Consider the following 12754-nt stretch of genomic DNA (forward strand, 5'->3'; position numbering starts at 1 on the left):
TCGGTGTCTCGCCTAGGCTCGACATGCCCTCACTCCGGCTTGAATCCGTGGGCCGCCGCGATGGGCCATCCTTGGCCCAGCGCGGCTAACCCGGCGTCCTGCCGGGTTACCCACGGATTCAAGCCTGCGTTCGGCCAGCGTGGTTTAACGGGGCGCCTAAGATCAAGATCAAAAGCCAAATCAAAAGCCAGATCAAAAGCCAAGGCAGACCACTGTCTATCTGACAAATGGAGATCCAAATGTGGGAGCGGGCTTGCTCGCGAATGCGGTGGATCAGCCAATGAATGTGTTGACTGACACACTGCATTCGCGAGCAAGCCCGCTCCCACATTTTTTAACCGTGTCTGACTCACTATGACCGTGCGCTGAACACTCCCCGCGCAATCCCCCTTGCCACACAATCGGCCGCTGCCGCGCCAATCCGCCCGATCTCCACCTGCCGCCGCGGCCCGTCGGTCAACTCCACTGCCGCCGACGCCAACGCGAACACCGTGTCCCCATCAAACGGCAAGTGCGCCGGTCGCACCGCGCGGGCGATGCCGTCCTGGGCCATGATCGCCACGCGCTTGCACTCTGCAACGGTGAGGCGCGCAGTGCTGGCGACCACTACCAGCGTGGTATTCGCCCCGGCTTGCAAACGGCCCATGGAGTCCAGCCGCGACAGCTCCGGCATCGGGTCGCTGCAGTCCATTTCTGTTTGCGGGCGCTGGCCGCCGAACTCCCCCGCCACTTCCCACGGCCACGCCCAGAAGGTCTGGCCGTCGGGCATGTACACCGAGCCAATCGGGTTGGCGACCACCAGCGCGGCAACGATCAGGCCATCGCCCAAATCCAGGGACGCCGTGCCCAGCCCGCCTTTCAGCACCCCAGCCATGGCACCACGGCCGGCGCCCACCGAGCCCAGCTCAAACTCCTCGCCAGCATTGGCCAATGCTTCAAAACCCAGGCGCCGGTATGGCGGCTCCAGGCCCCAGTCCTTGTCGCCACCGTTGGCCAGGTCGTGCAACACGGCGGCAGGCACGATGGGGATCGCCGGGGCGCCGGGCTTGAGGTGCAGGCCGACCTGGTCCTGGGACAGTTTGGCCGCCACCGCATCCGCCGCCCCCAGGCCGAATACCGAGCCGCCGGCGAAGACCAGCGCGTGGAGTTGGCCGACCATGTTTTCGGGTTCCAACGCAGCGGTTTCGCGCCCGCCGGGGCCGCCGCCACGGATGTCGATACTGGCGGTCCAGAAACCATCGGGGCGGATCACCGTGACGCCGGTGTCGACGTGCAGGTCCGTGGCGTGGCCGACCGTGAGGCCTGGGATATCGGTGAGGGCGTTGCGCGGGCCGGGTCTAGGCATACAGAAAAAGCTTCCTTGGGTTTAGGTATGGCGTGGGGTGAGCAAGGGGTGTGCCAAGCGTAGCTCGCCCGGCCTCACGGCTCGAAACCCGACACCCCGGAAAAAGCCCTGCACAAAAACCAACACCCTGCTCTGCGCCCTGTTAGAAAAACACCAACACTGGCATGCAACTACAATCAACCTACTGTTTTTAAACACCTTTTTCAGATGGCACAGCCCTTGCTCTCACACCCATACCAGAGCTTGAACTCAACAAGCCACCCTACCCATTGGAGTGTTGCCCATCATGAATACGTCCCGCGCCGCCAGCCGCAGGCCCCGTAAAGCCTTCGCCCACACGCTGTTGTTTATCGCCCTGTGCGAAGCCGCCAGCTACAGCAGCCTGACCCTCGCCGCCGACGCGCCGGCCAGCGATAACCCGCTGGACACCGTGGTGGTGATCGGCAACCGGGGCCAGGCACGCACCCTGGCAGAGAGCCCGGCGCCGGTGGATGTGATCTCGTCCAAGCAGTTGCTCGCCACCGGCCAGGGCGACCTGACCCGTGCGCTGAGCAAGGTGCTGCCGTCGCTGAACCAGCCGGCATCGTCGGGCTTTGGTTCCACTTCGGTGGTACGCCCCATCAGCCTGCGCGGCCTCAACGGCGACCAGGTGCTGGTGCTGGTCAACGGCAAGCGCCGTCACAACAGCGCCTTGCTCAACAACGGCACCTACCTGAACTCCGGCTCGCAACCGGTGGACCTGGACATGATCCCCACGGCGCTGGTGGATCACGTCGAAGTGCTGCGTGACGGCGCGTCGGCCCAGTACGGCTCGGACGCGATTGGCGGCGTGGTCAACGTGGTACTCAAGCAGACCGACCACGGTGGCAGCCTGTCCACCAGCTACGGCCAGAACTATGAAAACGGCGATGGCGAAACCGTGCGGCAAACCGGCAACGTCGGCCTGGCGCTGCCCAATGACGGGTTTATCAACCTGGCATTGGACGTGAAAAAGCAGAACGTCTCCGACCGTTCCGACAACGCGCCGTACACCGACGCCGCTGGCAACACCAGCCTGCAGCACACCTACTACGGCACCGGCTTGCCTGAGGCGAAGAACTTCAGCCTGGGCTACAACGCCGAGTTGCCGGTGGATGACGCCCTCACGCTGTATTCGTTCTCCACCTTCACCCATCGCAACTCGGAAAAACCGCTGGCCTTCCACCAGCCGCCGAGCTTCAACGGTATCCAGACGCCGTACCCGCAAGGTATCGAAGACAACCTGCGTTTTATCGAAGAAGACTTCCAGGTGGCCTTCGGCGGCAAGGGCAAGGCCGCCGGCTGGGACTACGACCTGTCCACCACGTATGGCCAGGACCACGCGCGCGCCACCCTTACCGACACCTACAACCTGAGCTACGGCCCGACGTCGCCGACCTCGGTGGACACCGGCGTCAAGACCTTCAGCCAGTGGACCAACAACCTCGACCTGACCCGCGCCTTCGACCTCGGTCTGTACAAGCCGACGCAGATTTCGTGGGGCCTGGAACACCGCTACGAAGACTACAAGATCGGCAAGGGTGACCTCGCCTCCTACGCCAGCGGCCCGTTCACCACCGGCGCCAACGGTGCGCTGATTCCGCCGGGGACCATCTCCGGCGCCGGTACCACGCCTGCCGACGCCGCCGAAAAAAGCCGCACCAGCCTCGCCGGTTATGGCGAGATCGGCCAGGACTTCACCGACAAGTGGCACGTCGATTTGGCCGGCCGCTACGAGCACTACGACGACGGTTCGGGCACCACCACCAACGGCAAGCTCTCCACTCGCTACCAGTTGACCCCGATCCTCGCCGTGCGCGGCACCGTCAGCACCGGCTTCCGCGCGCCGTCGCTGGCCCAGCAGATCTATAGCTCCACCTCGCAAACCAGCGTCAACGGCCAGCTGTTCGACTACCGCAACGTGGCGGTCAACTCCGACGTGGCCAAGGCCCTCGGCGCGAGCAACTTGAAGCCTGAGAAGTCCACCAACTTCAGCCTCGGCCTCACCCTGCAACCCACCGATGCCACCAGCATCACCCTCGATGCCTACCAGATCAAAATCAAGGACCGCATCGCCCAGACCGGCTACCTCGGCGGCACACCGCAGATCAGCGCGATCCTCGCCGCTGCCGGGCTTAACCCGAACCAGGCCGTCACCTACTTCACCAACGCCCTGGACACCACCACCCGTGGCGTCGACCTGGTGGGCGACTATCGCCAGGACATCGGTGCCTGGGGCAACCTGCGCTACACCGCCGGCTTCAACTGGAACACCACGCAGATCGATGACATCCACGCCTCGGCCATCGCCAAGCAAGCCCTCGGGGCCGACGGTGGTTATGACCGTCAACGCCAAGGCAACCTCAAGTACGGCCTGCCGCAATCCAAGCTGCTGCTGGGCACCACCTGGACCTTCGACAAACTGGAAGTCGGCCTGAACCTGACCCGCTACGGCGAGTACACCCAGTACGGCACCGCCGAGATCTACGATCGCACCTTCTCGCCGGCCTGGATCACCGACCTGAACATCGACTACCACCTCACCAAGGCCGTCACCCTGAATGCCGGCGCCAACAACCTGTTCAACAAGTACCCGGAGCGCACAAACCTGGCCAGCACCTCGGGTGCCTTCCCCTACGGCAACTTCTCGCCTTACGGCACCACCGGCGGCTACTGGTACACCGGCGTGACGTACAACTTCTAACCCCCACCACGGGGCCGGTTCGCCGGCTCCGTGCGTGACGTTCATGGGAGCCTGTTCATGACCCGCCGCACCGACCAACTCAAGCTGGGCGCATTTCTCGCCAACAGCGGCCACCACGTTGCCGCCTGGCGTCACCCGCTGGCCCAGGCCGATGCCAGCCTGGATTTCGACCACTTCAAGCACATTGCCCAGACCGCCGAACGCGGCAAGTTCGATGCGTTGTTCATCGCCGATGTGGTCGCGCTGTGGGGGCATCATCACGATGCGCTGAGCCGTACTGCCCGCGCCGAGCACTTCGAACCCCTCACGTTGATGTCGGCCCTGGCCGCCGTCACAAGCCACATCGGCCTGATCGCCACGGCCACCACTACCTACAACGAGCCCTACCATATCGCACGCAAGTTCGCGTCCCTGGACCACCTGTCCAAGGGCCGTGCCGCCTGGAACCTGGTGACGTCGGTGGTCTCTGACGAAGCCTGGAATTTCGGCCGCGAACACCACGTGGACCACGGCGACCGCTACCAACGCGCCGAAGAATTCCACGACGTGGTCAAGGACCTGTGGGACAGCTGGGACGACGACGCCTTCACCCGCGACAAGGCCAGCGGCGAATACTTCGACCCGGCCAAGTTGCACACCCTCAACCATCGCGGCGAACACTTTTCCGTGCGCGGCCCGCTCAACGTGGCGCGCCCGCCCCAGGGCCACCCGGTACTGGTGCAGGCCGGCGCGTCGGAGCCAGGCAAGAACCTCGCCGCCCGCGTAGCCGAGCTGATCTTCGCGCATTCCCATAGCCTGGAAGGCGCCCAGGCGTTCTACCAGGACATCAAGCAACGCGCCGCCGCCTTTGGCCGCGACCCGGACCACGTCAAAATCCTGCCCGGTGTCACGCCGTTTATCGCCGACAGCCGCGAACAGGCCCAGGCGCTGTTCGAAGCGTTCCAGGCGCTGATCGACCCGGTACTGGGCCTGCGCCTGCTGGCCGACACACTGGGCGATGACATCGATTTGTCCGGCTACGACCTGGACGGCCCGTTGCCGGAGACACCCGTTGGCCAACGGGGCAGCCGCCGCGACAAGGTGTTGGAACTGGCCCGCAGCGAAAACCTGAGCATCCGCCAGCTGTACCTGCGCCTGGCCGGCGGCAACCCGGTGATCGGCACCGCCGAAGATGTGGCCGACCACTTTGAAGCGTGGTTCCAGGCTCGGGCCTGCGACGGTTTCAACGTGTTCTTCCCGTACTTCCCGGGCGCCATCGACGTGTTTGTCGATCAAGTGATCCCACTGCTGCAGGCACGTGGCGTGTTCCGCAAGGAATACGAAGGCACCACCTTGCGGGAAAGCCTCGGCTTGCCGCGCCCAGTCAACCGCTTTACCACAGGAGCCACCGCATGAAACGCAGCGCATGGATGCTGGCGCTGGGAGGCGTGATCGCCCCCAAAGCCTTTGCCTTGAATATCTTGCTGAGCAACGACGACGGTTATCAGCACCCCAATATCCGCGCCCTCTACACCGAGCTCAAAGCCGAGGGGCACAACGTGAAGATTGCCGCGCCGCAAAGCGACCAGAGTGCACGCGGCGGCTCGTTTTTTTTCGGGCGGGAAGTCACGGTAGGCCATGACACCGACCCGGCCTACCCCGACAGCTACTACATCAGCACCACCGACAAAGGCGTGTGCCAGAGCGCCGAATGCGCCGGCAAGGAAGTGCAGATCGAGATCAGCGGCACGCCAGTGATGGCGCTGCTGATGGGCCTGAACAAAGTACTGCCCCATCCCGACCTGGTGATCGTCGGCCCCAACCCCGGCAATAACCTGGGGGCGATCAACATGGCCTCGGGCACCTTCAACGCCGCAAGCGTGGCGTTGCAGTCCGGGGTTCCGGCGCTGGCGGTAAGCACCGATTTGAAGGAAAAAGATCCGCAGCGCGCCGCCGTCCTGGTGGCAAAACTGGTGCACGCCCTTGACCAGCATCGTCAACCCGATGGCGCACTTCTGCCGCCGGGCTTGGGCTTGAACATCAACCTGCCCAAGGACGCGCAGATCAAGGGCGTAAAGCTGACTCGGGTTGGCAGCTACGTCGGCTTTGAGGCGCTGTACACCGACGACCTCAAGCAGTTCAACCTGCCCGGCAAACCCGGCATCGGCTTCCAATACAGCCCCGCCGCCACCGCCGCGCAACAGAACGATGAGGCGGTGTGGCTGAACAAGGGTTACCTGACCATCAGCCCGTTCAGCGGCCTGCCGGAGTCGATCAGCGCCGGCCCCGCGTTGCAAAAACAACTGGCCCAGGAGGTAAAGCCATGAGTGCGGGTTTTTCCTTGGGATTCCTGAGCCGCGTCTACAGCCCGCGCTTTGATCCCAAGGTGTATCGCGACACCCTGGAGCTGTTCAAGGTCGCCGAAGAACTGGGCTTCGACAGCGGCTGGGTGGCACAACACCACTTCGCCAGTGAGCACGGCCGGCTGCCTGCGCCGCTGGTGTTGCTGGCCGCCATTGCCCAACGTACGCAGCGTATCAGCCTGGGCACCGGGATTATCGTATTGCCCCAGGAAACGCCGCTGCGCCTGGCCGAAGATGCTGCCGTGCTCGACTTGCTGAGCAATGGCCGGCTGGAACTGGGGCTCGGCGCGGGGTTCGATCCCGAGACTTTCCTGGCGTTTGGCCGTGAACCTGCACAACGCCATCGAGACTACGAACAGCACCTGCAGCAGTTGCTCAATGCCTTGGGCAACGCGCCATTGACCGCCAGCGATGCGCGCCTGTTGCCACGGGCCAACGGCTTGAGCCATCGGCTGTGGGAAGCCACTTCGCGAGTGGAGTTGGTGGCCGAACGTGGCCACGGCCTGATCATGGCGCCCAACCCTCATCTGCCCCCCGAAGCGGGTGTAGAGCTGGTGGAGCGCTACCGCAACGCCTGGACCGGCGACAACGGCACGCCGGCCCGCATCGCGCGCGTACAAGCACTGCTGCCAGCGCCGGACGACGCCACCCGCCGCGACATCCAGGCCTATGTGCAGCGCCAGCAAAGCATCGGCGTGCTCAAAGGTGCGCTGGACGATGACTTCGACGCCACCCTCAAGCGCCTCGGCGTACTGCATGGCCCGGTGGAGCAGATCATCGAGCAGTTGCAACAAGGCCCGGCGCTGACGGCCCATGATCAGTTGATCCTGCAAGTGCAGACCACCAGCACCCCACTGCGCGAGGCCATCCGCGCCCTGGAAATCATCCGCGAACACATCGCCCCGGCCCTCGGCTGGCAACCTACGGGAGCTGCGTCATGACCTTCAAACTGGGCTTTCTCAGCCACGCCTTTGGCGACGACCCGCAGCAGGTCTACCGCGACCTGATCGAACAATTCGAAGTCGCCGAAGCGCTGGGCTTCGACGGCGGTTGGATTGCCCAGCACCACCTGAGCAACGGCTTTGGTCGCCTGCCCTCGCCGCTGGTGTTGCTGGCGGCGGTGGCCGAACGCACGCAGCGTATCGAGCTGGGCACCGGGGTGATCGTGCTGCCGTTCGAAGACCCGATCCGCCTGGCCGAAGACGCCAGCGTACTGGACGCCCTGAGCGGTGGACGGGTGCAATTGGGCCTGGGCAGTGGCGGCGCCAACCTGGACAACTTTAGCGCGTTTGATCGTGACCCAAGCCGACGCCAGGCGGACTTCGCCGAACACCAGCAGCGTTTGCAACGCCTGGTGCAAGGCCAGCCGCTGACCGGCGAACTGACCTTGCAACCGCCTGCCCACAGCCTGGGCGAACGCTTGTGGCATTCACACGGCAGCACTGAGGGCGCGGCTTACACCGCCCGACAAGGCAACGGGCTGCTGCTGGGCACGGCCACCCACGATCCGCTGACCGTGCAAAAGCCCTTGGCCGATGCGTACTTGAACGCCTGGCAGCACCCGCACCGCAAGCCACGCATCGGTGTAGTCCGCGCGATCTTCCCGGCCGCCGACCGCGCCAGCGCGCAGGCTGAACTGGCGGTGGACATCGAGCGGCATATCCCACGTCTGCAACGTGAAGGTTTGATCGACCAGGCGGTGGACTTGCAGGAACACCTGCGCCTGATGAACGTGCACCACGGCCATCCCGATGAAGTGATCGAAAGCTTGCAACAGGATCCCTCCCTGCTGCCTTATGCTGACTACGTGATCGCCGTGGTCCAGGCCGAAAGCTCGACCCAGGCGCAGATCCTCAAGCGCCTGGAGATCCTCGCCTTGGACATTGCCCCGGCCCTGGGTTGGAAAAGACCATGACTGACAGCACGCCCCTTGAATTCAGCTGGTTACTGCCGCTGTGCACCCCCGATTGGGCGGCGCGGCCAGGGCAATGGATCCAGCTGGCCCAAGCCGTGGAATACGCCGGCCTCGAAGGCCTGTGGATTCCTGGCGGCGCTCTGTGTGCCGACAGCCTGGGTGTGGCGGCGGCATTGTGTGCGCATACGCGGCGGGTGCGATTGTCGGTGAGCGTACCGCCAGAAGTGATGCTGCCGGCGGCGTTGGCCACCACCTTGCAAAGCCTGCAATCCATCAGCGGCCACCGGGTGCAACTGCACCTGCCCAACAGCGAGCGCAGCGCGTTTGGCGAATGGCTCAACCGTGATCAGCGCAGCGAACGCATCGGCGAATACCTGGCAATCCTGCAACAGCTGCTGGCGCCCAATGATGTTGGGCTGGATTACCAAGGCCTGTATTTCCAACTGGAAAACGCCGGCGTCGCCCGACGTGAATTGCCTGCACCTACGCTGGTACTGGACGACAGCCAGAGCCACGCGTTGGTCGCCACTCATGCCCAGACCTGCCTGCTCGCCCCTGGCCCTCCACAGCGGCTGGCCTCGGAAATACAGCGCTGGCGAGCAATTCAACCGTCGCTGACATTTGCCTGCACCTTCGGCCTGATCCTCGGCGACAGCGAAGACCTGGCCTGGGAAACCGCAGCCAGCTTATTGCCTGTACCCGACTTTCCCCCGGAGTCCCTCGCGACCGTCCCCCGTGCGCGCCACCCGCTGCGCCAATGGGAAGTGCATCCGAACCTGCTGCAAATTACCCCCGGGCAACCGTTGATCCTGGTGGGTACGCCACAACAGATCGCCACGCGCCTGCAGGAACTGCACGGCGCGGGCTTGAACCACCTGATCGTGGAAGGCGGCCCGGCCGTCAGCGAAGTGCTGCGTTTTGGCGAACAGGTACTGCCCCTCTTGCGCAAGGAGCGCCTGCACCATGAGCACTGATGTCCGCCCGCCGATCCAACTGGATTGGTTCCTGCCCACCAACGGCGACGGTCGCCACCTCACCAGCAGTGGCTTGCCCAAGGTCGGGCTGTTCCAGCAAGGCGAACGCGCACCGACCCTGGACTATCTCCGCCAGATCGTCCGCGCCACCGAACAGGCCGGCTTTGACGGCATCATGGTGCCCACCGCCAGCGGCTTCGAAGACCCATGGCTGATCACCGCCGTGCTGGCCCAGGAAGTCCGCCGCCTGAAATTCCTGCTCACCCTCAGGCCGGGCACCGAGCTGCCGGCCTACACCGCGCACCGTGCGGCGACCTTGCAACTGCTCAGTGAAAACCGCCTGGCGCTGCACGTGGTGACCGGCTCCAGCCGCTTTGAACAGCGCTCGCTGGGCGACTTTCTCGAACACGACGAACGCTATGCGCGCACCGCCGAGTTCCTGCAAGTATTCCAGGCCGTCTGGGCCGGGCAACCACCGGCTCATCCCGGTCGCTACTACCGCAGCGGCATCCACACCCCGATTGCACCGGGGGCCGAAGCACCGCCGATCTACTTCGGCGGCGCCTCCGAAGCCGCCGAACGCGTCGGCGCGGCCCACGGGCAAACCTACCTGATGTGGTGCGAACCGCCGGCCATGATCGCCGAACGCATCCAGCGCATGCGCGACCTCGCCGCCGCTCAGGGCCGCACCCTGCGCTTCGGCCTGCGCCTGCACGTCTTCGCCGCCCCCACCGACGAAGCCGCGTGGGCACATGTGGAACGCCTGCTGCAAGAAATCCCCAAGGACGCCATCGACCAGGCGCAACGGCACCTGGCCGCGTATGAATCCGTAGGGCAAAGCCGCCAGACCCAACTGATGCAAGGCCGTGGCCGGGGAGCGCGGGAACTGGAGGTTTCAGCCAACCTGTGGGCCGGGGTGGGTTTGGTCCGCGGCGGCGCGGGCACGGCGCTGGTGGGCAGTTATGCCCGGGTAGCAGAGCGGATCGAGGAGTATCACCAGTTGGGGGTGGACAGTTTTATCCTGTCGGGTTTCCCCCACCTGGAAGAGTCGATACATGTGGGGGCGGAGGTGTTGCCGTTGTTGCGCAAAATCGCAGCCACAGCGGCGGTTGCCTGTGGGTAGGGGCGGTGTGATTTGCTTTCGATAGGGGTGGATCAGGTGAGTGATTGGAGACTGTTACACCGCCTTCGCGAGCAAGCCCGCTCCCACATTTGGATCTCCATTTATCAGGTAGACAGCGGTCTGCTCTGGCTCTGTTTTTGATCTTGATCTTAAGCGCCCCGTTAAACCACGCTGGCCGAACGCAGGCTTGAATCCGTGGGTAACCCGGCAGGACGTCGGGTTACCCACGGATTCAAGCCGGAGTGAGGGAACGCCGAGCCTAGGCGAGGTGCCGAGTGGTGGGGCGAAGCGCTTTTGGTTACTTTTGGCGCTCTTCCAAAAGTGACCCGCTGTAAGAGCGGAACCCATTTCAGCCTTCACCCAAATAACGGATATGTACTCCGACCAAACACCACCAAAACCTGACACACCGATATCGCAGGCAAGCCAGCTCCCACATTAGAGCGCAGTACATCCAATAAATCCGAGTCGCCTGCCAGGCCGCCTTCGCGAGCAAGCCAGCTCCCACACAGGTATCTACCACACAGTGACTTATTGGTAAGGGATCAGGCGATCCCGGTCCAAATCACGCATCAACTCGCCCAGCATTTCGCTTTCACTGCGCGGTTCAGTCATGGGGATATACCAGGTGGTAGCCGTCCAGCCACCACGCTTATAGGCATAGGCCTTGACCAGTTGGCCGTCCTTGTACAACGACCCATGCAGTTGGCGCTCGTAAGTGTAGGGAATCGGCACAGTCAACAACGTCAACGCACCGAACACAGCGGGCAGCACGCCGGCGCCCTTGCCGCCGCTCTGGTCCACCAACAAGCTGTAACCGGTCTTGCTGAAACCACCATCAAGGAAACTGAACGCACCGGTCTCACGCAGACGCTGGATAACCTCCTGCTGCTTTTGCTGATCGAAGCGCGAGGCCGGCGGCGGCATAGTCACGCTCATCGGCACATACGCGCGCTCAGCCTTGTAATCCAACGGCTTGAGCGCCGTGCTGCAGCCGCCGAGCAACAGGACGGCGGCCAGCAATGTCGTCCTGATCATTGCGCTGGCTCCTTGGGCAGCAGGCCGTCGCGCTGCACATCCTGGGCAAAGGCTCGAGTAATACGGCCGACGTTCTCCTGCTGCATGCCGCCACTGCCATCGAGCAACCAGGTGTATTTGTGGGTGACGTTACGGTAGCTGTACTGCTTCAACGGTTTGCCGTCGTGTTGCAGGGAAAACTCAGTGGTGGTGTCGATGCTCTGGGACAACGGCAACAGAAACAAGGTGGCCGTGCTCAGCAGGATCACCGGAAACGGCGGCAGGTCGCGCTGGCTGTTGTAGCGGATCAACACCGAATAATCCCCCGGCTTGCCCATGCCGGTTTCGACGCTGCGAAATACCCCGGTTTCGCGCAATTGATTGCGGATCTGCGCGGCGGTAAGTGGGTCATCAACCATCACATGGATGGGCTGGAGGTAGTCCTGGCCATCGGGCAGCGTGCGTTCGGGCAAGGTGTTGGTGATGGCGCAACCCGTCAGCAGCGCGAACGCGCTCAGGGCGATAAAACGATTCATGGGCGTTTCTCCTGCGGCACGATGATGTAGGGGGCGGCACTGCGGTAATCCAGCGGCATCAACTCAAGCGTTGGCAGGCCAGGCACAGACTGGCGGGCGATAGCCTCATCGCGTGCCAACTGGTCGCGCCACCGGAATGCGCACAGCGAGCCGCCTAGGCACAACGAGCGAAACTCACCGAGGTAGTAAGCCTTGCCGGCTTGTAGCCGCAGCGGCAGGTTGAACTTCTCGCGCGCCTGCACCGAGGTGTAGGTGGTGCCCATGTAGGGTGAATAGGTGCTGGAGAAGAACTGGAAATCATAAAACTCATAATCCCCAGGTTTGAGCGGCAGCACGAACACACTGGCGGCGCCGGTCGAGTCCTTCACATCCTGGGGGGTTTCCTTGCCCATGCCGACCCATATGCCGGCCGCGCCATACGCGGAGCCGCGCTTGCGGAACAACAGGCGTTGGTTGGGTGCAGGAGAAGCCACGAGGCTTTGCGGGCCGATGGAACCGACCAGATACGCCACCGGCTCTTGTGGACCCGGCAGCAGCGGCGCGCTGACCATCGAGGCCGGTTGCGTACCGCACCCGGTCAAGGCGGCAGCCAATAGAAGCAAGGCCAGGGGCCTGGAAAAGCGAGACATGTGTGATCCTGAGTGCTGGCTGTAAGGAGCGGCAGACGACCCAGGACAAGCACGCGATAGCCCTCCTGGCGCTGCACCTCGCGTCACTGCGAGGGGCACGCATGGTACGGGAGGGGCCGGGAGATTGGCCAGCGCTAAGGCCGATCCCCGT

11 protein-coding genes are annotated in these 12754 nt (G+C 63.8%); 7 read left to right on the forward strand and 4 right to left on the reverse strand.

Annotated features, from left to right (window positions below):
* Positions 1-352: 352 nt before the first annotated feature.
* The gene (locus CFE47_RS25450; protein WP_286841254.1) at positions 353-1345 is read right to left on the reverse strand and encodes a P1 family peptidase; all 993 of its coding nucleotides are present in this window, start codon (positions 1343-1345) and stop codon (positions 353-355) included.
* Between the two features lie 286 nt (positions 1346-1631).
* On the opposite strand from CFE47_RS25450, the gene CFE47_RS25455 reads away from it, so the two are divergent.
* Genes CFE47_RS25455 through CFE47_RS25485 form a run of 7 tightly spaced genes read left to right on the forward strand, consistent with a single transcriptional unit; the run spans position 1632 to position 10421 of the window.
* Entirely contained in the window at positions 1632-4067 is a 2436-nt protein-coding gene (locus CFE47_RS25455) for a TonB-dependent receptor plug domain-containing protein (protein WP_185710443.1), read from the forward strand.
* Between the two features lie 57 nt (positions 4068-4124).
* Positions 4125-5462, forward strand: coding sequence for an LLM class flavin-dependent oxidoreductase (locus CFE47_RS25460; protein ID WP_286841257.1), 1338 nt, complete (start codon positions 4125-4127; stop codon positions 5460-5462).
* Positions 5459-6373 (forward strand): 5'/3'-nucleotidase SurE, encoded by a 915-nt coding sequence (locus CFE47_RS25465; protein ID WP_286841259.1) that lies wholly within the window; start codon positions 5459-5461, stop codon positions 6371-6373. The genes CFE47_RS25460 and CFE47_RS25465 overlap by 4 nt, the downstream gene beginning before the upstream one ends.
* On the forward strand, positions 6370-7350 hold the full coding sequence (locus CFE47_RS25470) for an LLM class flavin-dependent oxidoreductase (protein ID WP_286841261.1): 981 nt from the start codon (positions 6370-6372) through the stop codon (positions 7348-7350). The genes CFE47_RS25465 and CFE47_RS25470 overlap by 4 nt, the downstream gene beginning before the upstream one ends.
* Positions 7347-8324, forward strand: a complete 978-nt coding sequence (locus tag CFE47_RS25475; RefSeq protein ID WP_286841263.1) for an LLM class flavin-dependent oxidoreductase — start codon at positions 7347-7349, stop codon at positions 8322-8324. Before CFE47_RS25470 ends, CFE47_RS25475 begins: the two co-directional genes overlap by 4 nt.
* Complete coding sequence (locus CFE47_RS25480) at positions 8321-9298, forward strand: LLM class flavin-dependent oxidoreductase (RefSeq protein ID WP_286841266.1); 978 nt, start codon at positions 8321-8323, stop codon at positions 9296-9298. The genes CFE47_RS25475 and CFE47_RS25480 overlap by 4 nt, the downstream gene beginning before the upstream one ends.
* The gene (locus CFE47_RS25485) at positions 9288-10421 is read left to right on the forward strand and encodes an LLM class flavin-dependent oxidoreductase (protein WP_185710437.1); all 1134 of its coding nucleotides are present in this window, start codon (positions 9288-9290) and stop codon (positions 10419-10421) included. Before CFE47_RS25480 ends, CFE47_RS25485 begins: the two co-directional genes overlap by 11 nt.
* A 531-nt stretch (positions 10422-10952) precedes the next feature.
* Here the strand turns inward: CFE47_RS25485 and CFE47_RS25490 are convergent.
* From CFE47_RS25490 to CFE47_RS25500, 3 genes are read right to left on the reverse strand one after another with little or no spacing between them, the layout of a single operon-like run.
* Positions 10953-11459: a hypothetical protein gene (locus CFE47_RS25490; RefSeq protein WP_286841268.1), complete on the reverse strand. Its 507-nt coding sequence runs from the start codon at positions 11457-11459 to the stop codon at positions 10953-10955.
* On the reverse strand, positions 11456-11974 hold the full coding sequence (locus tag CFE47_RS25495) for a hypothetical protein (protein WP_286841269.1): 519 nt from the start codon (positions 11972-11974) through the stop codon (positions 11456-11458). The genes CFE47_RS25490 and CFE47_RS25495 overlap by 4 nt, the downstream gene beginning before the upstream one ends.
* Positions 11971-12603 carry a hypothetical protein gene (locus CFE47_RS25500; RefSeq protein ID WP_286841271.1) on the reverse strand — a complete coding sequence of 211 codons (633 nt, stop codon included), beginning with the start codon at positions 12601-12603 and terminating at the stop codon, positions 11971-11973. Before CFE47_RS25500 ends, CFE47_RS25495 begins: the two co-directional genes overlap by 4 nt.
* Positions 12604-12754 lie beyond the last annotated feature (151 nt).

Source organism: Pseudomonas sp. PGPPP1 (genome assembly GCF_002255865.1).
Classification (GTDB): Bacteria; Pseudomonadota; Gammaproteobacteria; order Pseudomonadales; family Pseudomonadaceae; genus Aquipseudomonas; species Aquipseudomonas cremoris.